This window comes from Pseudomonas sp. PS01301 (genome assembly GCF_029960215.1).
In the GTDB taxonomy this organism is placed as follows: Bacteria; Pseudomonadota; Gammaproteobacteria; order Pseudomonadales; family Pseudomonadaceae; genus Aquipseudomonas; species Aquipseudomonas coleopterorum.
Map to the genome: position 1 here is coordinate 1 of NZ_JASCPM010000041.1, position 20410 is coordinate 20410.

The 20410-nt window shown below is 60.9% G+C and carries 22 protein-coding genes, 4 tRNA genes and 1 pseudogene; 15 read left to right on the top strand and 12 right to left on the bottom strand.

The window, feature by feature from the left end:
• Positions 1–232: 232 nt before the first annotated feature.
• The 7 genes from QMX89_RS18150 to QMX89_RS18180 all read left to right on the top strand — a co-directional run bounded on the left by QMX89_RS18150 (position 233) and on the right by QMX89_RS18180 (position 3018).
• Positions 233–308: transfer RNA gene (locus QMX89_RS18150), tRNA-Ala, on the top strand.
• A 69-nt stretch (positions 309–377) separates the two neighbouring features.
• Positions 378–453: transfer RNA gene (locus tag QMX89_RS18155), tRNA-Glu, on the top strand.
• Positions 454–520: 67 nt separating this feature from the next.
• Positions 521–596 (top strand) — tRNA-Ala (locus tag QMX89_RS18160).
• 43 nt (positions 597–639) lie between these two features.
• Positions 640–715: transfer RNA gene (locus QMX89_RS18165), tRNA-Glu, on the top strand.
• Positions 716–822: 107 nt separating this feature from the next.
• Positions 823–1260 carry a thioesterase family protein gene (locus QMX89_RS18170; RefSeq protein ID WP_122741624.1) on the top strand — a complete coding sequence of 146 codons (438 nt, stop codon included), beginning with the start codon at positions 823–825 and terminating at the stop codon, positions 1258–1260.
• Between the two features lie 213 nt (positions 1261–1473).
• On the top strand, positions 1474–2418 hold the full coding sequence (locus QMX89_RS18175) for a tRNA-dihydrouridine synthase (protein WP_049861127.1): 945 nt from the start codon (positions 1474–1476) through the stop codon (positions 2416–2418).
• A gap of 153 nt (positions 2419–2571) precedes the next feature.
• Positions 2572–3018 (top strand): Hsp20 family protein, encoded by a 447-nt coding sequence (locus QMX89_RS18180; RefSeq protein WP_122741626.1) that lies wholly within the window; start codon positions 2572–2574, stop codon positions 3016–3018.
• Positions 3019–3088: 70 nt separating this feature from the next.
• Here QMX89_RS18180 and QMX89_RS18185 read toward each other — a convergent pair whose 3' ends face one another.
• Positions 3089–4174, bottom strand: coding sequence for an ABC transporter ATP-binding protein (locus QMX89_RS18185; protein WP_282349274.1), 1086 nt, complete (start codon positions 4172–4174; stop codon positions 3089–3091).
• Positions 4171–5091: an ornithine carbamoyltransferase gene (gene argF / locus QMX89_RS18190; RefSeq protein ID WP_282349275.1), complete on the bottom strand. Its 921-nt coding sequence runs from the start codon at positions 5089–5091 to the stop codon at positions 4171–4173. Before argF ends, QMX89_RS18185 begins: the two co-directional genes overlap by 4 nt.
• A gap of 279 nt (positions 5092–5370) precedes the next feature.
• Between argF and QMX89_RS18195 the strand changes: the two genes are divergently transcribed.
• Entirely contained in the window at positions 5371–5664 is a 294-nt protein-coding gene (locus QMX89_RS18195; RefSeq protein ID WP_049861123.1) for a hypothetical protein, read from the top strand.
• Between the two features lie 133 nt (positions 5665–5797).
• Positions 5798–6139 (top strand): Grx4 family monothiol glutaredoxin, encoded by a 342-nt coding sequence (grxD, locus tag QMX89_RS18200; RefSeq protein WP_049861122.1) that lies wholly within the window; start codon positions 5798–5800, stop codon positions 6137–6139.
• Between the two features lie 104 nt (positions 6140–6243).
• Here the strand turns inward: grxD and bfr are convergent, their stop codons facing one another.
• The 4 genes from bfr to pyrC all read right to left on the bottom strand — a co-directional run bounded on the left by bfr (position 6244) and on the right by pyrC (position 9006).
• Positions 6244–6720: a bacterioferritin gene (gene bfr / locus QMX89_RS18205; RefSeq protein WP_282349276.1), complete on the bottom strand. Its 477-nt coding sequence runs from the start codon at positions 6718–6720 to the stop codon at positions 6244–6246.
• A 199-nt stretch (positions 6721–6919) separates the two neighbouring features.
• A complete protein-coding gene (locus QMX89_RS18210; protein WP_049861120.1) occupies positions 6920–7141 on the bottom strand; it encodes a bacterioferritin-associated ferredoxin in 222 nt (73 codons plus the stop codon).
• A 147-nt stretch (positions 7142–7288) separates the two neighbouring features.
• Entirely contained in the window at positions 7289–7963 is a 675-nt protein-coding gene (rnt, locus tag QMX89_RS18215; protein WP_049861119.1) for a ribonuclease T, read from the bottom strand.
• Positions 7960–9006 carry a dihydroorotase gene (gene pyrC, locus QMX89_RS18220; RefSeq protein WP_049861118.1) on the bottom strand — a complete coding sequence of 349 codons (1047 nt, stop codon included), beginning with the start codon at positions 9004–9006 and terminating at the stop codon, positions 7960–7962. The genes rnt and pyrC overlap by 4 nt, the downstream gene beginning before the upstream one ends.
• A gap of 130 nt (positions 9007–9136) precedes the next feature.
• On the opposite strand from pyrC, the gene QMX89_RS18225 reads away from it, so the two are divergent.
• Both QMX89_RS18225 and QMX89_RS18230 read left to right on the top strand, forming a co-directional pair.
• Entirely contained in the window at positions 9137–10057 is a 921-nt protein-coding gene (locus QMX89_RS18225) for an OmpA family protein (RefSeq protein WP_282349277.1), read from the top strand.
• A 97-nt stretch (positions 10058–10154) separates the two neighbouring features.
• The gene (locus tag QMX89_RS18230) at positions 10155–11372 is read left to right on the top strand and encodes an argininosuccinate synthase (RefSeq protein WP_049861116.1); all 1218 of its coding nucleotides are present in this window, start codon (positions 10155–10157) and stop codon (positions 11370–11372) included.
• A 76-nt stretch (positions 11373–11448) separates the two neighbouring features.
• Here QMX89_RS18230 and QMX89_RS18235 read toward each other — a convergent pair whose 3' ends face one another.
• Entirely contained in the window at positions 11449–11997 is a 549-nt protein-coding gene (locus QMX89_RS18235) for a hypothetical protein (RefSeq protein WP_282349278.1), read from the bottom strand.
• Positions 11998–12470: 473 nt separating this feature from the next.
• Between QMX89_RS18235 and QMX89_RS18240 the strand changes: the two genes are divergently transcribed.
• Positions 12471–13097, top strand: a complete 627-nt coding sequence (locus QMX89_RS18240; protein ID WP_049861113.1) for a response regulator transcription factor — start codon at positions 12471–12473, stop codon at positions 13095–13097.
• Positions 13098–13118: 21 nt separating this feature from the next.
• On the opposite strand, the gene QMX89_RS18245 is transcribed toward QMX89_RS18240, so the two are convergent.
• The 4 genes and pseudogenes from QMX89_RS18245 to metG all read right to left on the bottom strand — a co-directional run bounded on the left by QMX89_RS18245 (position 13119) and on the right by metG (position 17046).
• The gene (locus QMX89_RS18245; RefSeq protein ID WP_049861112.1) at positions 13119–13298 is read right to left on the bottom strand and encodes a hypothetical protein; all 180 of its coding nucleotides are present in this window, start codon (positions 13296–13298) and stop codon (positions 13119–13121) included.
• A gap of 106 nt (positions 13299–13404) precedes the next feature.
• Positions 13405–14043 carry an endonuclease III gene (nth, locus tag QMX89_RS18250; RefSeq protein WP_049861111.1) on the bottom strand — a complete coding sequence of 213 codons (639 nt, stop codon included), beginning with the start codon at positions 14041–14043 and terminating at the stop codon, positions 13405–13407.
• Between the two features lie 34 nt (positions 14044–14077).
• Positions 14078–14896 (bottom strand): annotated as a pseudogene (locus QMX89_RS18255) (RnfABCDGE type electron transport complex subunit B); the annotation flags it as partial.
• Between the two features lie 104 nt (positions 14897–15000).
• Positions 15001–17046 carry a methionine--tRNA ligase gene (metG, locus tag QMX89_RS18260; protein ID WP_282349279.1) on the bottom strand — a complete coding sequence of 682 codons (2046 nt, stop codon included), beginning with the start codon at positions 17044–17046 and terminating at the stop codon, positions 15001–15003.
• A 191-nt stretch (positions 17047–17237) separates the two neighbouring features.
• Between metG and QMX89_RS18265 the strand changes: the two genes are divergently transcribed.
• Positions 17238–17564 (top strand): hypothetical protein, encoded by a 327-nt coding sequence (locus QMX89_RS18265; RefSeq protein ID WP_049861108.1) that lies wholly within the window; start codon positions 17238–17240, stop codon positions 17562–17564.
• A gap of 24 nt (positions 17565–17588) precedes the next feature.
• Positions 17589–17789, top strand: coding sequence for a hypothetical protein (locus QMX89_RS18270; RefSeq protein ID WP_049861107.1), 201 nt, complete (start codon positions 17589–17591; stop codon positions 17787–17789).
• Positions 17790–18027: 238 nt separating this feature from the next.
• Here QMX89_RS18270 and QMX89_RS18275 read toward each other — a convergent pair whose 3' ends face one another.
• The gene (locus QMX89_RS18275) at positions 18028–18498 is read right to left on the bottom strand and encodes a MaoC family dehydratase (RefSeq protein WP_049861106.1); all 471 of its coding nucleotides are present in this window, start codon (positions 18496–18498) and stop codon (positions 18028–18030) included.
• A 165-nt stretch (positions 18499–18663) separates the two neighbouring features.
• On the opposite strand from QMX89_RS18275, the gene fadD2 reads away from it, so the two are divergent.
• Positions 18664–20349 (top strand): long-chain-fatty-acid--CoA ligase FadD2, encoded by a 1686-nt coding sequence (gene fadD2, locus QMX89_RS18280; RefSeq protein WP_282349281.1) that lies wholly within the window; start codon positions 18664–18666, stop codon positions 20347–20349.
• Positions 20350–20410: the final 61 nt, after the last annotated feature.

A 20410-nucleotide genomic window follows, 5' to 3' on the forward strand; every position in this document is an offset into this window, starting at 1 on the left:
GGCTTGCGCCGCTGCTACAGAAGATCGCGGGCCAGGCACACCGCATGTGCATCCGATGCACCACGATCCCTGTAGCAGCGGCGCAAGCCGCGTCGCTCCTCGCCCAAACCCAGCAAAACCGGTAAGTCCCTGTAATCGCGATAAAAAACTTCTAAATAATTCTAAAAATAAGTTTGACACCCTGGCGAGGTCGTCTTAATATGCGCCCCGTCCACACAGCAACACACTGTTTGGGGCTATAGCTCAGCTGGGAGAGCGCTTGCATGGCATGCAAGAGGTCAACGGTTCGATCCCGTTTAGCTCCACCAAATTCCAGGCTTGATGTCGCAGGTTGACAACGAGCCGATCAGTTCCAGACTGATCTTGGTAGAAGGTATGTCCCCTTCGTCTAGTGGCCTAGGACACCGCCCTTTCACGGCGGTAACAGGGGTTCGAGTCCCCTAGGGGACGCCAGTTGTACAGCTACAAAGAGTAAAGAATGCCGAGTGAAGTCGGTATTCCGCCGCAGGGCGATAAATTCGGGGCTATAGCTCAGCTGGGAGAGCGCTTGCATGGCATGCAAGAGGTCAACGGTTCGATCCCGTTTAGCTCCACCAATTTGCCAGAGTTCGCGTTAGCGGGCTCGACTGAAGGTTTTGCGTCCCCTTCGTCTAGTGGCCTAGGACACCGCCCTTTCACGGCGGTAACAGGGGTTCGAGTCCCCTAGGGGACGCCACGATTACCCGCTCTGCGGGACTTATAAGGCTCATTCGATTATTGAATGAGCCTTTTGTTTTTCTGCCCTCGCCATATCCGCCTGTTCCTAATTCTCCAGGAGCGCCCATGAACTGGGATCGGCCCGCCCCCTTCGTCATAGCCCTGACAGTCCAGCCCGACGACATCGACGGCCTCGGACACGCCAACAACGCCGTCTACGTCACCTGGCTCGAACGTTGTGCCTGGCAGCATTCGCAGCACCTGGGTCTGGATCTTGCGACCTATCGACAACTCGATCGCGCCATGGCCGTCGTCCGCCATGAAATCGACTATCTCGCCAGCGCCCACGAAGGCGATGAGCTGGAATTGGGCACTTGGATCCTCGACTGGGACCGACGTCTGAAGATGACGCGCCATTTCCAATTGCGGCGTCCCCGTGACGGCGCGGTTGTGCTGAGGGCACGTACCACCTTCGTCTGCATCGAGCTGTCCAGCGGCAAGCCCAAACGCATGCCGGCCGAGTTTCTGGATGGGTATGGTCAAGCCATAGTCCTCCAATCCTAGGCTCTGTGTGAAAAGCCTTGATACTCGGTGATGCTGCGTTGAAATCAGCCTCGGAATGCTCATTTACAACCGGTAAACTCCGCTTCCTCGGCTGTTTTCGCCTTGCCTGACCTTCGTCTGAAGACTTTTCACACAGACCCTAGAGAGCCCGTCCGCGCGCGGGCTTTCTGCTAGAATCCGCTCCCTTTCACGCCCCTGTCCGAGAAACACCTCATGCAATTAGCCTTGGCGCCCATGGAAGGCTTGGTCGACGATATCCTGCGCGACGTCCTGACCCAGGTCGGCGGCATCGACTGGTGCGTTACCGAGTTCATCCGCGTCAACGAACGCGTGCTCACTGCGGCCTACTACCACAAGTTCGGCCCAGAGCTGCTGACCGATGCCAAAACACGCGCTGGCGTGCCGTTGCGTGTGCAGTTGCTGGGTTCGGACCCGGTGGCGCTCGCCGACAACGCCGCGTTCGCCTGTACTCTCGGTGCGCCAGTAATCGATCTGAATTTCGGCTGCCCGGCCAAGACGGTGAACAAGTCGCGTGGCGGGGCAGTGCTGCTCAAGGAGCCGGAACTGCTCCATCGCATCCTGCGTGAAGTGCGCGCTACGGTGCCTGCGCACATTCCCGTGACGGCCAAGATGCGCCTGGGTTTCGACACCCCCGACAGCGCCATCGAGTGCGCCACGGCACTGGCTGAAGGTGGCGCCGAGGTGTTGGTCGTGCATGCGCGGACCAAGGTCGACGGTTACAAGCCGCCAGCGCATTGGGAATGGGTCGCCAAGGTCCAGGACGTGGTGAAGGTGCCGGTCTATGCCAATGGCGACATCTGGACCGTCGCCGACTGGCAGCGCTGCCGTGAAGTCAGCGGTGCCAAGGACTTCATGCTCGGTCGTGGGCTGGTATCCAAGCCCGACCTGGCGCGGCAGATCGCCGCTGCGGAGCAGGGCATCGAGCTGCCAGACATGACCTGGGCCGAGCTGCTGCCGCTGATCCGCGAATTCTGGCGCCAGGCCCGTGCGCAGCTCACACCAAGACAGGCACCGGGCCGGCTGAAGCAGTGGCTGGCCATGCTGACCCGCACCTACCCCGAGGCGTCCGAGCTGTTCACCCTTGTGCGCCGCGAACAGGATTGTGACGCGGTCGAGCGCCTGCTGCAGCCGGGCTAGCGAGTCAGCAGGTCACAAGAAAACTCTTCGCACTGCGCAAGAAAAATTTTCCTGGAAGCTCTTGAAAGCGTTTGGCTGGTCCCTATCTATGGGTTACGCGATGCCGAATTCGGGTCGCGGAGACAATCACTCGCTGAGATTCAGGAGAAACAAATGGCTACTGCATTTTCCCTTGCTCCACTGTTCCGCCACTCCGTGGGCTTCGATCGTTTCAACGATCTGTTCGAGTCTGCCGCACGCAATGAGTCGGCCAGCAGCTACCCACCCTACAACGTCGAAAAGCACGCCGATGATCAGTACCGGATCGTCATCGCCGCCGCAGGCTTCCAGGAAGAAGACCTGGAGCTGCAAGTCGAAAAGGGCGTTCTGACCGTCAGCGGTGGCAAGCGCGAGGCCGAGACCACCGACGTGACCTACCTGCACCAAGGCATCGCCCAGCGCGCGTTCAAGCTGTCGTTCCGCCTCGCCGACCATATCGAGGTCAAGGCCGCGGCGTTGAACAACGGTTTGCTCAACATCGACCTGCTGCGTGTCGTGCCTGAAGAGGCCAAGGCCAAGCGCATCCCGATCAACGGATCTGCGCAGACCCGTCTGCAATAACGCTTGAGCTGTAGAAGAAAGGGCGCTTGGTGGAGCGCCCTTTTTTATTGCCCGTGATTTGCCAGGTGTGTCAGGCGTGTCGACGCGGCTCGCTCAGCACCGGCACGCTGCCTGCTGCGGGGAACAGCACCAGATGGTCGGCGGCGACCTGAATGCCCACCTCGGCGCCTGGCAGGTAATCCAGGTGACTGGGAAACACGGCTTCGAGCTGGCTACCGGTGGGCAGATGCAATTGATACAGGGTTGCCGCACCCTGGAAGCTCTTGCCGACGATGCGCGCCTTGAGTGAGCTGTCGGGCGCATGCACGATGTCATCGGGACGCAGCAGCAGGTCGACGGCGCTGCCAGCAGGCCACGTGTAGGCGCGGTTGCCACGCAGCACGCCCAGCTCGGTGGTCACCGTTTCCGGATCCACCAACTGACCCCGAATGAAATAACCCTGGCCGATGAAGCTCGCCACGAACGGCGAGGCGGGTTCGTGATACAGATTGTACGGCGTATCCCACTGCTCCAGCCGACCCTCCTTGAACACTCCGACGTGGTCGCTGACGGCGAAGGCCTCTTCCTGATCGTGGGTGACCAGGATGGCGCTGGTGCCACGGCGCTTGAGAATGTCGCGCACCTCATGGCTCAGGCGCCGGCGCAGCTCGACGTCGAGGTTGGAGAACGGCTCGTCCAGCAACAGCAGTTGCGGCTCCGGTGCCAGAGCCCGGGCCAGCGCGACACGCTGCTGCTGGCCTCCCGACAACTCATGGGGATAGCGCTTATCCAGCCCGCCAAGGTTGACCAGTGCGAGCATGTCGCCGATCACCTGTGCCTGCCGGGGGTGCTTGCGGATGCCGAAGGCGATGTTCTGGGCAACGGTCAGATGGGGGAACAGTGCATAGTCCTGAAAGACCATGCCGATTCGACGCTTTTCCGGAGCCAGGGTATGGCCGGGCCGGGAAATGACCTCGCCGTCGAGGGTGATCTCGCCTTCATGGACCGATTCGAAGCCGGCAATGGCGCGCAGGGTCGTGGTCTTGCCGCAACCGGAAGAGCCGAGCAGGCAGCCAATGTCGCCCGCGTTGAGGTGCAGGTTGAGGTTCTGCACCACACGCTGAGCGCCATAGCCGCACGCCAGGTTGCGCAGTTCGAGCAGCAATGCGGTGCTCATTCAGGGCGATATCCCGGAGCGACCAGAAATTCCAGCAGCGCTTTCTGCGCATGCAGGCGATTCTCGGCCTGGTCCCAGGCCACGGCGCGGGGATCGTCGAGCACATCGTGGCTGATCTCCTCGCCACGGTGGGCCGGCAGGCAGTGCATGAACAGCGCATCATCGGCCGCCAGGTCGAGCAGTTCGCGGGTCACCTGGAAGGGCTTGAACAGTTTCAGACGCCGTGCGGTTTCCTCTTCCTGGCCCATGGACGTCCAGACATCGGTGCTCACCAGATGGGCGCCACGCACGGCTTCGCGAGGATCGCGGACCACGCTGACGCGCTCCGGCGCCATGGCCACGAAGCGTGCGTCCGGCTCGAAACCTTCGGGGCAGGCAATGCGCAGCTGGAAATCGAACTGGATGGCCGCTTCTATATAGCTGTGGCACATGTTGTTGCCATCACCGATCCACGCCACGGTCTTGCCCTGGATGGCGCCGCGGTGTTCGAGAAACGTCTGCATGTCGGCCAGCAGCTGGCAGGGGTGCAGGTCATCGGACAGACCGTTGATCACCGGTACGCGCGAATTGGCCGCGAACTCGGTCAGTGTATGGTGGGCGAAGGTGCGGATCATCACCGCATCGAGCATGCGCGACATGACGATGGCGCAATCGGCGATGGACTCGCCACGGCCCAGCTGCGTGTCGCGCGGGGACAGGAATATGGCCTGGCCACCGAGCTGGATCATGCCGGCTTCGAAAGACAGACGGGTGCGCGTCGACGACTTCTCGAAGATCATGCCCAGTACGCGGTTCTTCAAAGGCTCGAACAGCACGCTGCGCTGGCGCAGGTCCTTGAGCTCGATGCCTCGACGAATGATGCTGATTAGCTCTTCGGGCGTGCAATCCATAAGGGAGAGAAAGTGCCTTGCGCTCATCATTGACTACCTTTTGCCACGGACCGCAGGTGCTCGAAAACAGGTTTTTCGGAAAAACGAGTGAGACCTGCGGCGAAAGCCGCACGGGGCGACGAAATAAGGGAAGGCGCCATCCTATAAGGAACTGTCGCCTTTTACCAATAGCCGCTGAAGTTTTAACCGGCACGCACAAGTTTCGGAAGGTTTCGATCGCTGGATGTTTCCGCCGACCATCTGACGTTTCCTAAACATCGTCTGTGAGTTATAAATGCGTATTGAGAAGCACACGGAGTTTGCGGAATGGAATCGAAAGAACAACAACTGCTGGAGCTGCTGGGTCTGACCGCCCGCACCCTGACCCACCTGACGGCGTCCATGACCTCCATGTCGTTCGAGCTGCTGCGCAGTTCCGACGAGGTCACACGCTCGGCCGGCAAACACATGATCGATCGCATGGCGACCATCAGTACCGGACTGGACGACCACTGGCGACTCATCGGCGAACTGACCGGCGTGCATGTTGCCCAGGAAGAAGTCGAGACGGTGCTGGAAATCCAGATGCAGGCATTGCCTTCTTCTGTGCCGATGAACTGAATCGGTCGACCACCGCAAGCTCTTCTCCCAACGCCCCGCGCTGCAAGAGCCCGAGCGTTGCGCTCGGCTTTCCGTTACAATGCCTCACCGTGCCGACGACAGTGTCGGATAGACAAGCCGAGCGAGGTGCTCCATGGATATTATCGAAACGATCAAAGAGCAGATTGCCAACAACACAATCCTGCTTTACATGAAAGGCTCGCCGAACGCGCCTCAGTGCGGTTTCTCGGCCAAGGCTTCGCAGGCAATCATGGCCTGTGGCGAAAAATTCGCCTACGTCGACATCCTGCAGAACCCTGAAATTCGCGCCAACCTGCCCAAGTACGCCAACTGGCCGACCTTCCCGCAGCTGTGGGTAGCCGGTGAACTGGTAGGCGGCAGCGACATCGTGGCCGAAATGGCTGCCAACGGTGAATTGCAGACCCTGGTCAAGGAAGCTTCGGCCAAGGCCGCTCAGCCCAAAGCCGACGCCTGATCCCGTGAGTGGCCGACATTCAAGTCGGCCAGGAACGAAAAAAGCCCCGCCTGTTCACGCAGCGCGGGGCTTTTTCATGGTGCCGCTTCGGCAGCGCAGTGGGATCAGTCTTCTTCGCCCATGCTCGACTGCAGGTAGTTCTCGATTCCAACCTTGTCGATGAGGCTCAGCTGGGTTTCCAGCCAATCGATCTGCTCTTCCTTGCCTTCGAGGATGTCTTCGAGCATTTCACGGCTACCGAAGTCACCCGAGGTCTCGCAGTGAGCGATGGCGCCTTTCAAATCGACAAGACCCTTGTATTCGATTTTCAGGTCGCAGCCGAGCATTTCGCTGGCGTGTTCACCGATCAGGATCTTGCCCAGTTCCTGAAGGTTGGGAATCCCCTCCAGGAAGAGAATGCGCTTGATCAGCTTGTCGGCGTACTTCATGGCATCGATCGAGGCCTTGTACTCGTGCTTGCCCAGCTTGTTCAGACCCCAATCTTCGTACATGCGGGCATGCAGAAAGTATTGGTTGATGGCGACCAGCTCGTTTCCGAGGATTCTGTTGAGATGCTGGATGACGCTGATTTCGCCTTTCATGGTCGGAGAGCCTGCGCGGGAATAGGAGTAATAGCGCGAAGTTTGGCCTCAGGAAGTTGCCATGTCAAACCTAAGTTATTGAATACTATATGAAAATTAATCGGAATAAGAATGACTGAGTTCCGCGTTTGTTGCTAAGTCATTGTATTTCAGACATAAAAAAACCGGGCATGGCCCGGTTTCTCAAAAGGGGGGTGCTTCAGGCAGGTGTAAATTCCACGGGGTAGGACAGGGTGGATGCCTGGGCAGTCTGGATTTGCGTCAGCGTATCGCGTACCACTTCCTTGGCAAGGCAGGCACATTTACCGCATTGAGTGGCAACGCCGAGGGTTTCGCGCACATCACGATAGCTGCAGCAGCCTTCGTAGATTGCATCGCGAATCTGACCATCGGTGACACCCTGGCAAAGACAGACATACATACGTAAGAACCGCCGCTGTGTTGGTTTCAGTGCGGACGATCCTAATGTTAATGAGAATGCTTGTCAAAACAACTCGCGACTACGCTTGTGACAAGCGATGAACGGTGCAGGAGCGCCGGCCGTTGCCGGCAGCTCCTGCGCAGGTGCTCAATCGTTGAAGTCCTGCCAGCCGCCCATCTGCTTCCAGCGGTTGACGATGCCGCAGAACAACTCGGCAGTCTTTTCCGTGTCATATCGCGCGGAATGGGCTTCGCGGCCGTCGAAGTCGATATCCGCGGCCTGGCATGCTTTTGCCAGAACGGTCTGACCGTAGGCAAGGCCTGCCAGGGTGGCGGTGTCGAAGCTGGAGAAGGGATGGAACGGGTTGCGCTTCATGTCGGTACGCGCGACTGCAGCGTTGAGGAAGCCGAGGTCGAAGCTGCTGTTGTGGCCGACCAGAATCGCGCGCTTGCAACCGTTGGCTTTCAGCGCCTTGCGGATGCCGCGGAAGATGTCGGTCAGCGCTGTCTCCTCGCTGACGGCCATGCGCAGGGGGTGATCCAGCTTGATACCGGTGAACTCCAGCGCCGCGGCCTCGATGTTGGCCCCTTCGAACGGTTCGACGCGGAAGAAGTAGGTGTGGTCGGGAAACACGAAACCCTTCTCGTCCATGCCGATCGTGGTCGCGGCGATCTCCAGCAAGGCATCGGTAGCGCTGTTGAAGCCGCCAGTCTCCACGTCCACGACTACCGGCAGGTAGCCACGAAAACGGGCGGCCATGGGATGGCGCGAGCCCGTACCCGCATTGCCCGTGTCTTCGTCGTCGTAGTTGTCTTCACTCACGCATCTTTCTCCAGCAGGCGCCAGCGCAGTTTTTCACCGGCGCGCAGCGGAATGACGACCTGCTCACCGAAGGGCAGGCTGGTTGGGGCGGTCCACTCGTCGCGGACCAGGGTAATGGTGTCGGTGTTGCGGGGCAGGCCGTAGAAGTCCGGGCCGTGCAGGCTGGCGAAGCCCTCGAGTTTGTCCAGGGCATTGCGCTGCTCGAACGCCTCGGCATACAGCTCGATGCCGGCGTAGGCACTGTAGCAACCGGCGCAGCCGCAAGCGGCTTCTTTCGCATGCTGGGCATGGGGCGCCGAATCGGTACCCAGGAAGAACTTGCCGCTGCCGCTGGTGGCGGCGTCGAGCAGGGCGACCTGATGGGTATTGCGCTTGAGGATCGGCAGGCAATAGAAGTGCGGCCGGATTCCGCCCACCAGCATGTGATTGCGGTTGTACAGCAGGTGCTGAGGCGTGATGGTCGCGGCGACATTGGCCGGGGCGGCCTTGACGAACTCGGCGGCCTCAGCGGTGGTGATGTGCTCGAAGACGACCTTGAGCGTCGGGAAGCGCTCCACCAACCGGCGCATGTGCTCGTCGATGAAGATTTTCTCGCGATCGAACACGTCGACGTCACCACGAGTGACTTCGCCGTGAATCAGCAGGGGCATCCCGGCATCGCTGAGCGCTTCGAGCGCCTCCGTGATGTTGTCCAGGCTGGTGACCCCGGAATCGGAATTGGTGGTGGCGCCGGCCGGGTACATCTTGGCCGCCTTGACGAATCCGCAAGCGGCGGCGGCACGGATGTCGGCGGCACTGGTGCGGTCGGTCAGGTACAAGGTCATCAGCGGTTCGAAGGCGCTGCCTGCGGGGCGTGCGGCCAGGATGCGCTGGCGATAGGCATCGGCGTCGACGGCGGTGCGCACCGGCGGTACCAGGTTGGGCATGACGATGGCGCGGGCGAAGATCCGCGATACATCGGCCACGGTATGCGGCAGCACGGCACCATCACGAAGATGTATGTGCCAGTCGTCGGGACGCAGAAGGGTCAGGCGGTCGGACATTGGGGATTCCAGGCGGTTCGAACTCGCCGCGAATGCTACCGGAAAACGCCGCCCACGGCATCCGCTATCAAGTTTTGCAGGCCATGTCCGATACCTTGGAAGTACCCTGTTAGAACCCGTGGAGCCTGTCGTGCGCCAGCGTTATCTTGCCCTGCTCAGTGTGTTTGCCAGCCTTCCGGCCCTGGCGATGAATTTCCAGACGCGTCTGGAGAACGTCGAGTGGAAAGTGGCGGGCGATCAGTTCGAGTGCAGGTTGGGCCAGCCGGTTGCCAATTTCGGCTCGGCGGAATTCGTGCGGCGTGCGGGTGAGCAGGCGGTATTTCGCCTCAACTCCGCCAGCCGTCTGCTGGGAACAGGCTCTGCGACCCTTCTGGCTGCTGCAGCACCCTGGCAGCCGGGCCGCGGCGACATCAACCTGGGCAGCGTCCGGCTGGGCCATGGCGAAGCCCTGCTGACCAGCTCGCAAAGCCAGGCCAGTGGTCTGATGAATGGGCTGCTGGAAGGGCGCATGACCCTGATACGCAGCCAATCCGGCGGACAGCCGGTGGAGATCCGCCTGTTGTCGGCACGCTTCGGCCAGGCTTTCGGCGAGTACCAGGCCTGTGCGGCGAAGCTGTTGCCGATGAACTACGACCAGATTCGCCTGAGCGAAGTGGGATTTCCCCGCGGTCTCGAACTCGACGCGCCGGCCAAGGCGCGTCTGGACAAGCTTCTGGCCTTCATGAAAGCCGATCCCAGCGTCAATCACGTGCAGCTCGACGGCCATTCGGACAATAGCGGCAACCGTCTGGTGAACCGCGACCTGTCCAGGCGCCGGGCGCTGGCCGTTCAGGACTACCTGTTGGCCCATGGCCTGAGCGAAAGCCAGATCACCTTGCGCTTTCACGGCGAAAGCTATCCGCTGGTGGCCAACAGCAATGCTGCCAATCGGGCCCGAAACCGTCGCGTGAGCATCGAGTTGGCTCGTGTGGAGGCGCCGCCAAGCGCTGCCCCGGCCGCCGATTCGCCCGCCGTTCTGGCCACCGACAAGCCGCCAGCGAAACCATTGTGACTGTCGCGTGTTCAACCAAAGCTGTCGCGCCCCTGTAAATTCGTAGCCTTGGGCGGTAGAATCGACGGCTTTCCGTAGAACCCCGTGGAGTGATGGCATGGCGGACGTAAACAAGGTCGTTCTGGCGTATTCCGGCGGCCTGGACACTTCGGTGATCCTCAAGTGGCTGCAGGACACTTATAACTGTGAAGTAGTGACCTTCACTGCCGATCTCGGCCAGGGCGAAGAGGTCGAGCCGGCACGCGCCAAGGCGCAGGCCATGGGCGTCAAGGAAATCTACATCGACGACCTGCGCGAAGAGTTCGTGCGCGACTTCGTGTTCCCGATGTTCCGTGCCAACACCGTGTACGAAGGCGAATACCTGCTGGGCACCTCCATCGCACGGCCGTTGATCGCCAAGCGCTTGATCGAAATCGCCAACGAAACCGGTGCAGATGCCATCTCTCACGGCGCCACCGGCAAGGGCAATGACCAGGTGCGTTTCGAGCTGGGTGCCTATGCGCTCAAGCCGGGCGTCAAGGTCATCGCGCCATGGCGCGAGTGGGACCTGCTCTCGCGTGAAAAGCTGATGGACTACGCCGAGAAGCACAACATTCCGATCGAGCGCCACGGCAAGAAGAAGTCGCCGTACTCGATGGACGCCAACCTGTTGCACATCTCCTATGAAGGCGGCGTGCTCGAAGACACCTGGACCGAGCACGAAGAAGACATGTGGCGTTGGACGGTCTCGCCGGAGAACGCCCCGAATACCCCGCAGTATCTGGAGCTGACCTACCGCAACGGCGACATCGTCGCGCTGGACGGCGTCGAGATGACACCTGCCACCGTGCTGGCCACCCTGAACCGTATTGGCGGCGAGCACGGCATTGGCCGGCTGGACATCGTCGAGAACCGCTATGTGGGGATGAAGTCCCGGGGTTGCTACGAAACCCCAGGCGGCACCATCATGCTGCGCGCCCACCGTGCCATCGAATCCATTACCCTGGATCGCGAAGTGGCGCACCTCAAGGACGAGCTGATGCCCAAGTACGCCAGCTTGATCTACACCGGCTACTGGTGGAGCCCTGAGCGCGTGATGCTGCAGCAGATGATCGACGCCTCGCAGGTCAACGTGAACGGCGTGGTCCGGCTCAAGCTGTACAAGGGCAACGTGATCGTCACTGGCCGCAAGTCCGATGACTCGCTGTTCGACGCCAATATCGCGACCTTCGAGGAAGACGGCGGCGCCTACAACCAGGCCGACGCGGCGGGCTTCATCAAGCTCAACGCCTTGCGTATGCGCATTGCCGCGAACAAGGGCCGCACGTTGTTCTGACAACTGTTTTCACAGCAGCGGTCGCGACACCCGCCAGGCGTGTCCCGAAAACCCCGGTCTCGACCGGGGTTTTTTATTATCCCAACAGTACCGTCCACTTCAGTCGGTTCGGTTGCAACGCCGCGACCTGGCAATTGAGCCTGGCCAATCGCGCTGCCAGCGCATTGGACAAGGGGGGCGGGGGAGTCTGTCCTACCAGCACGATCAGCAGAGGTCTGGCGTGCGTGCGCGTCTCGAGCGCACTGGCCAGCCGTTCAAGATTGGCCGTCATGCGCGCTCGCGTTGGCAGGGTACTGGTGTCGATGATGTGCAAGTCGTTGTGCGCCAGCGTCACCCGATTGTCGACATGATGTTTATGAACGTCCACTTCGGTATCCAGACTTTCCATGAAGTAAGCCGAACTTTCGAAGTCCGATGGCGAGTAAAGCGCTCGGCGATTGAAGTTGAGCGTGGCGAAAAAAAGAATGGCCAGGAAAGTTGGAAAGCCCACCAGAAACCATATATAGATCGTCTGGCTGGTTTCATCCAGAAAGGGCAGGCTGGCCAAGGCGGATGCCTCGACCATCGCCGTGAACAAGGCGATGATGCCGAGCGGATTGGGACGGGTGATTTTCTTGTGGGCCACGAATGCCTCGCAGGGCCGCATGGGCCGATGGTTGCTTGGCCACCGATAGTAGTAGGCTCGCCGGGCTGCGCAGGATGCATAATTATCCAACCGACAAAGCCGCCGGACCCTGAGTGGGCAGAAGGCGTCAGGAGCCGTCGTGAAGGCTCTGGCGCGGCGCTTTGCGTCCGAAATGGCGAGTGTTTCCAGGTGGTATTTATCCTGCAACAGCTTGGCCGGTTTACAGGGCACGGCTCAATTGAAGCGGCAGGGCAATTATGCAATGCTCCTGCTCCTTAGTTTCATAAGCAGAGCTCGAAGCCGTCAGGCACTGTACAAGAATTTTCACAGGCTCAATATGTAGGAATATTCTCCTGTCATTGTAGGAAGTGTCTTAGTTATTGCCTGCCCGGATTCTGAATCGTCGAAGACGGCAGGTGTCTGGGGTAATGTGCGGGCTCTAGAATTCGAACCGCGAAAAATTGGATCCTCCCATGAATAAAGTGCTGATCGTGGACGATCATCCGGTCATCCGCCTCGCCGTGCGGCTGCTGATGGAGCGCCATGGCTACGAGGTGGTGGCCGAGACCGACAATGGTGTCGATGCGCTGCAACTGGCCCGTGACCATGCCCCGGACATCGTCATCCTCGACATCGGGATTCCCAAGCTCGACGGGCTGGAAGTGATCAGTCGGCTGACGGTGAGCGAACCCCAGCTCAAGGTGATGGTGCTGACCTCGCAGGCGCCGGGGCATTTTTCCATGCGCTGCATGCAGGCGGGTGCGGCGGGTTATGTGTGCAAGCAGCAGGATCTCACCGAGTTGCTCAGCGCGATCAAGGCGGTACTGTCCGGTTACAGCTATTTCCCCAACCAGGCCTTGCACTCGGTGCGAGCGAGCCTGGGCAATGCCTCGGAGGCCGACATGGTGGATCGCCTGTCGGGGCGAGAAATGATGGTGTTGCAGCAACTGGCCAAGGGCAAATCGAACAAGCAGATCGCCGATGGCATGTTTCTGAGCAACAAGACCGTGAGCACCTACAAGACGCGCTTGCTGCAGAAGCTCAATGCCCGGTCGCTCGTCGATCTGATCGAGTTGGCTCAGCGCAATGGGTTGGCCTGATCTGCAGGCAGGCCGTGTGGCCTATAGATCGAAATCGTAGTCAGCCAACTGCCGTTGCAGACGTCTTTCCTCGAGCAGGTTATCGATCGTACGGCGCTTGCTCAGATTGCTCTTGACGGGCTCGACGACGGGCTCGGCTTCTTCACTCTCAGCGGTGATGAAGTCGTCTTCCGTTTCCAGCACTTCTTTATCGGTACTCATGACATCAGCTCCAGGCATGTGCTGCCAATGGCGGACCTTATAGCGATATTCGAAGACGGCGTAAAAAAGATTTTTTCAATCGAGAGCCGAGCTCTTACAGGCAACCTCAATCGTCGCTGGTCTTGTGCTTGTATTCACACAGGTCTTCGATGCGACAGCTGCCGCAGCGGGGCTTGCGTGCCTGGCAGACGTAACGCCCGTGCAGGATCAGCCAGTGATGCGAGTCGAGCAGGTAAGGCCGAGGGACGAACTTCATCAGTTTCCGTTCAACTTCCACCACGTTCTTGCCGGGGGCGATTCCGGTCCGGTTGCTAACGCGGAATATGTGCGTGTCGACGGCCATGGTCAGTTGTCGAAACGCCGTATTGAGCACCACGTTGGCGGTCTTGCGGCCGACCCCTGGAAGCGCTTCGAGGGCCTCGCGGGTTTGTGGCACCTCGCCGCCGTGCCTTTCGACGAGCAAGCGACAGGTCTCGATGACATTGCGGGCCTTGCTGTTGTAGAGACCGATGGTCTTGATGTAGCTCGATAGCCCCTCGACACCCAGCGCATGCATCGCCTGGGGCGTCGGCGCGACGGGAAACAGCTTCGCAGTCGCCTTGTTCACACCGACGTCGGTGGATTGCGCAGAAAGAATCACCGCGATCAGCAATTCGAAGGGTGAACCATAGGCCAGTTCAGTCTTGGGCTCAGGGTTGTCTTCGTGAAGCCGGCGGAAGATTTCCTGGCGTTTCGTGGCGTTCATGGGCCGGATTCGTCCTTCGCGGGCGGGGCTAGAGTGATTGAAGCGCTGTGAGCCGCTCTTCAGCGGCCTCATGTTCGCGGCTCAGAGCGTCGAGTATGAGGTACTGCTCGAACGTGGGCGGTGTCACGAAAGCCTTCTGGGTTTTCGCCAACTGCGCACGGCTCATGGCCACGGCGATTTTCGCCTGTTTCAAGGCTGCGTCGCCAGTGCTCGCCTTGGCCGCCTTCGCTGCCTTGATCCGCTCGATCGCCGACAAGGCCGGGGACGGCGGCACCGCGAGGGTAGCCGGTCGCTGCGGCCTGTGTGATCGCTCGGCCTGCCGTGCCGCCTGGACTTTTTGCAGGCGCTGGTTCCGGGCTTCGTAGCGTTGGCGGGCGCGATCGCGCTTGTGCAGACGCACACGTTGCTGTTGCGTGCTGCAGCCGGGGTCGCTCGCCAACGAAGTGAACGCTGACGCTGGTGAGGGGCGCATTTCGATGCAATCGACAGGGCAGGGTGCAACGCACAGGTCGCAACCGGTGCATTCGTCGACCAGCACGCTGTGCATCAACTTCGCGGCGCCGAGAATGGCGTCCACCGGACAGGCCTGGATGCACTTGGTGCAGCCGATGCATTCAGCTTCGCGGATGTAGGCGATCTGGGCGGGGGCCGTACCATGGGTCGGGTCCGGCGCCAGCACCGGTACCTCAAGCAGCTGCGCCAAGGCAGCGATGGTTGCCGTACCCCCCGGCGGGCAACGGTTGATCGGCTCGCCGGCCACGATGCCGGCTGCGTAGGGCCGGCAGCCAGCATGGCCACATTTGCCGCACTGAGTCTGTGGCAGCAATGCGTCAATGCGTTCGATCAGGTTCATGGAAGGCCGGAATGCAAAGGGAGGCATGTGTCGATGGTGAGATGGCGGCGATCCCGCCGCTCGTCTTGCGATGAAGACAAGCGGCAGGGCGCGTGAGCCTTGGCTTACTTGATACGCTGGCCCGGCTTGGCACCGCTGTCGGGGCTGAGCAGGTAGATCTCCTCGCCGCCAGGGCCTGCGGCCATGACCATGCCCTCGGAGACGCCGAAGCGCATCTTGCGAGGCTTGAGGTTGGCAATCATCATCGTCAGTCGACCCTCCAGCGCAGCCGGGTCCGGATAGGCGCTCTTGATCCCGGAGAAGACGTTGCGTTGTTCATCACCGATGTCCAGGGTCAGACGCAGCAGCTTGTCCGCGCCTTCGACCGCCTCGGCCTTGAGAATCAGGGCAACGCGCAAATCGACTGCGGCGAACGCATCGAAATCGATTTCGGCAGCCAATGGCTCCTTGGCCAGCTCACCGTTACCAGTGGCAGCTACGGCAGGATCCTGAGCAGCGGCCAGGTCCTGCTTGGAAGCGTCGGTCATGGCCTGCACCTTGACCGGGTCGATGCGGGTCATCAATGCCTGGAACGGGTTGAGCGAGTGCTCGGCGAGCCAGGTAGTGTGGTCGTTCCAGGTCAGTGGCTCGACATTGAGGAAGCGTTCGGCGTCCCGTGCGAGCTCGGGCAGGACCGGCTTGAGGAGGATGATCAGCTGGCGGAACAGGTTGATACCCACTGCGCAGACGGCCTGCACTTCGTCGGCGCGGCCTTCCTGCTTGGCCAGCGACCAAGGTGCTTTCTCGGCGATCCAGGCATTGGCACGGTCGGCCAAGGCCATGATTTCGCGCATGGCGCGGGCGAAGTCGCGCACTTCGTAGGCTTCGGCGATGCTGGGCGTTGCGTCCAGGAATGCCTGGGTCAGCTCCGGTGCGGCATTCGCGGCGACCAATACGCCGTTGTTGCCCTTGTGGACGAAACCGGCACAACGGCTGGCGATGTTGACCACCTTGCCGACGAGGTCGGAATTGACCTTCTGCACGAAGTCGTCGAGGTTGACGTCCAGATCGTCCACGCCACGGCCCAGCTTGGACGCGAAGTAGTAGCGCAGGTACTCGGGCGCCAGGTGATCCAGGTAGGTACGGGCCTTGATGAACGTGCCACGGGACTTGGACATCTTTTCGCCGTTGACCGTCAGGAAGCCGTGCACGTTGAGCGCGGTCGGCTTGCGGTAGCCGGCGCCTTCGAGCATGGCTGGCCAGAACAGCGCATGGAAATTGATGATGTCCTTGCCGATGAAGTGGTAAAGCTCGGCCGTGGAATCCTTGGCCCAGTAAGCATCGAAGTCCAGTTCCGGACGGCGGGCGCAGAGGTTCTTGAAGCTGGCCATGTAGCCGATCGGCGCGTCCAGCCACACATAGAAGTATTTGCCGGGTTCGCCTGGAATCTCGAAGCCAAAATACGGTGCATCGCGGGAAATATCCCACTCCTGCAGGCCCGCATCGAGCCATTCGGCGATCTTGTTGGCCACAGCGTCCTGCAAGGTGCCACTGCGGGTCCAGCCTTCGAGCATCTGCTGGAAGTCGGGCAGCTTGAAGAAGAAGTGCTGGGAGTCCTTGAGTACGGGCGTGGCGCCCGAGATCGCCGATTTCGGGTCCTTGAGCTCGGTGGGCGCGTAGGTAGCGCCGCATTTCTCGCAGTTATCACCGTACTGGTCGGGCGCTGCACACTTGGGGCAGGTGCCTTTGATGAAACGGTCGGCGAGGAACATCTGCTTCTGCGGGTCGAAATACTGGGTGACCGAGCGCTGGGCGATATGGCCGGCCTCGCGCAGCTTCAGGTAGATCTCGCTGGACAGCTCGCGGTTTTCTTCACTGTGGGTAGAGTGGAAATTGTCGAAGTCCACCAGGAAGTCGGCGAAGTCGGCGCTGTGCTCGGCCTTGACGTTGGCGATCAGTTGCTCGGGCGTGATGCCTTCCTTTTCCGCACGCAGCATGATGGCCGAGCCATGGGCGTCGTCTGCGCAGACATAGACGCACTGATTGCCGCGATGCTTCTGGAAGCGCACCCACATATCGGTCTGGATGTACTCCAGCATGTGGCCAAGGTGGATGGAACCGTTGGCATAGGGCAGGGCGCTGGTGACGAGAATCTTGCGTGGCTCGGACATGGGGCTCGGCTACTGGAAGTGAAACGAAGACCGAACACTATAAAGGCGCGAGGGGATTTTTTCACCTCTTGTCAGGGACTGCGATGCCGCCAGCCAGTGGGGGGCGCTTTGTCATGGCCTGCATGACTGCGACAAAATGTCTCAAGTTGCCGCCGCGGCTGCCGACAACCTGGGATTAGGAGACCTCCCTCATGATTCCGCCCCTGATTCCGATCAGCGTCGTGCCGGTGACCTCGCAACTCGACCCGGTCAAGCCAACGCCGAGCATCGCACCTGTGGCGCCGGCTCAGCCAGGCTCCAATGACAATGCCATCGATCTGCGTCATCACGATGCCGATCAAGCGGCGCTGGTGCTGCGCGAGGAGCAGCGACGGCGTCAGCGCGAAGGCCGACCACCGGATCCGGACGAGCACGCGCCGGTGCCGGGCGACTCGCTCAACGCCGACAACACGGTACCGGTGGCCCCCTTGGTCGAGGACCCGCCGCGCCAGGGACTGTGGGTCGACATCCAGGTCTAGTCAGGGCCGTTCGCGCGCTGCATCATGAACGATCCTTTTCGCCACCGATTCGACACCGCCATGAGCCAAGACGACAACCTGATCGATTTCGCCAGCGAACGCGGCAAGCGTATCCACGACCTCAAGGACAAGCGCCTCAACGAGATGCGTCAGGCCTTCGAACAGGCGCTGCCTCTGGACCCGGCCAAGTCCAGGAAAAAGACCAAGAAGCCGAAGAAGCGTTGACCCAGGTCAATCCAGGCAACGGCGTGCCCGCGTAGGGTGACGTTTCGAGTGGATGCGGGAACGACCAGCGATAATGTTCGATGACATTTTTTTTGCCGGGGCACTGACCTTCGGCCTCGCGACCTTGCTCACGGTCGGCGTTGCGCTGTACATCTGGAGAGATTCCTACAGTGACCGGTGAGCGGTGGCTGATCAACGAAAGGGGCGACCAGGGTCGCCCCTTTTTTGTGGGTCGCGTTCAGCCGATGGTGATGGGTGGCGGGCTGACCAGGGTGACGGTCTGCTGCTTGCGTGGCGCAAGGATTTCAGCTTCGCCGTCGACGACCAGCTCATCGCGCTGATTGAACACGCGAGTGGCGATGCGGACACGGAACTTGGGCAGCTTTTCGAGGATTTCCAGGCGCACGGTCAAGGTGTCGCCCAGTTTCACCGGTTTCTGGAAGCTCATCTGCTGACCCAGGTAGATGGTGCCCGGTCCGGGCAGCTCGCAGGCGACAGCGGCGCTGATCAATGCACCGCTGAACATGCCATGGGCGATGCGCTCCTTGAACATGCTGGCGGCGGCGAACTCGGCGTCCAGGTGAATCGGGTTGTGGTCTCCCGACATCGCGGCGAACAGCTGGATGTCGCGCTCCTGCACGGTCTTGCTGAAGCTGGCGGTCTGGCCGACTTCGAGCGCTTCGTACGGAGTATTGCTGACTTGGGTCATGGGGGTGCGGGTTCCTTGGCTTGACGGGACCGGTGCCGCGTCAAATAGATTCACGATGTTAACAGGAGGGTCGTGCGCATTTGCGTCGGTTGCGGCAGCTGCTAACGTCGGCAGCATACCGCAGGCGCAATGGCCGGGCGGGCTTCGAATCAGAGGACAATAATAATGCATCCTGATTTCTGGAACGACAAGCGCCCGCCGGGCGTGCCCCACACTCTTGCGGTCGGTGAATTCACCTCCATTGTCGATGTGTTCGACCGCTCCTGTACCACCTTCGCCCAACGTCCGGCCTTCAGCAACATGGGCGTGACCCTGAGCTATGCCCAGCTCGACCGGCACTGCGCCGCTTTCGCCAGCTGGTTGCAGCAGCACACCGACCTGGTCCCCGGCGACCGCATCGCGGTGCAGTTGCCCAACGTCCTGCAATACCCCATTGCGGTGTTCGGTGCATTGCGCGCCGGCCTAGTGGTGGTCAATACCAACCCTTTATACACCGCGCGCGAAATGCGCCATCAGTTCTCCGATTCCGGGGCACGGGCGCTGGTCTACCTCAACCTGTTCGGCGACAAGGTCGAGCAGGTGCTGCAGGACACGAAGCTGGAATACCTGATCGAAGCCCGTCTGGGCGACCTGATGCCCGCTGCCAAGGGCTGGCTGGTCAACACGCTGGTGAGCAAGGTCAAGAAGCGCGTCCCTGCCTACCATTTGCCCCAGGCGATACCCTTCAAGACGATTCTGGCGCAAGGCGCGGGGTCGTCACCCCGTCCGGTGACGCCGACCCTCGATGACCTCGCGGTGCTGCAATACACCGGCGGCACCACCGGGCTGGCCAAGGGTGCCATGCTCACTCATGGCAATCTGGTCGCCAACATGCTGCAGGTGAGGGCCTGTTTCCGCCAGCTCGACGAGCAGGGCCAGACGATCCTGCGCGAAGGCCACGAGGTGATGATCGCGCCGCTGCCGCTCTACCACGTGTACGCGTTCACGGCGAACTGCCTGTGCATGATGGTCACCGGCAACCATAACGTGCTGATCACCAACCCCCGCGATATCGGCGCCTTCATCAAGGAGCTGAAGAAATGGAAGTTCACCGCCTTGCTGGGCCTGAACACGCTGTTTGTGGCATTGATGGAGCATGCCGAGTTTCGATCCCTGGACTTCTCCCATCTCAAGGTCACCAACTCCGGTGGTACGGCGCTGGTCAAGGCCACGGCCGAGCGCTGGGAAAGCCTGACCGGCTGCCGCATCGTCGAAGGCTACGGCCTGACCGAGACGTCGCCGGTGGCCTGCACAAATCCCTATGGCCAGAGCGCGCGCATCGGCAGCGTGGGCATTCCCGTGGTCGGCACCGGGCTGAAGGTGATCGACGACCAAGGGGCCGAGTTGCCGCTGGGCGAGCGTGGCGAGCTGTGCATCCAGGGTCCGCAGGTGATGCGCGGCTATTGGCAGCAGCCCGAGGCGACCGCCGAGGCGCTGGACGCGCACGGCTGGTTCAAGACCGGCGACATCGCCGTCATCGATCCCGATGGCTACGTGCGCATCGTCGACCGCAAGAAGGACCTGATCATCGTTTCGGGTTTCAACGTCTATCCGAACGAAATCGAGGACGTGGTCATGGCGCATCCTCAGGTGGCCAATTGCGCGGCCATCGGGGTAGCGGACGAGCGCTCCGGCGAGGCGGTCAAGCTGTTCGTGGTGGCCCGTGATCCACAGCTGACCACGGCTGAGCTGATGGCCTACTGCAAGGCCAACTTCACCGGCTACAAGCTGCCACGGGAAATCGTCCTGCGCGACGCCTTGCCGATGACACCCGTGGGCAAGATCCTGCGACGTGAACTGCGCGTCGGTTGATGCACCGAACAGGGGTTGTGGCGGGCGTTGCAGAGGGGCGCCAGCGAGCCCGAATACAACC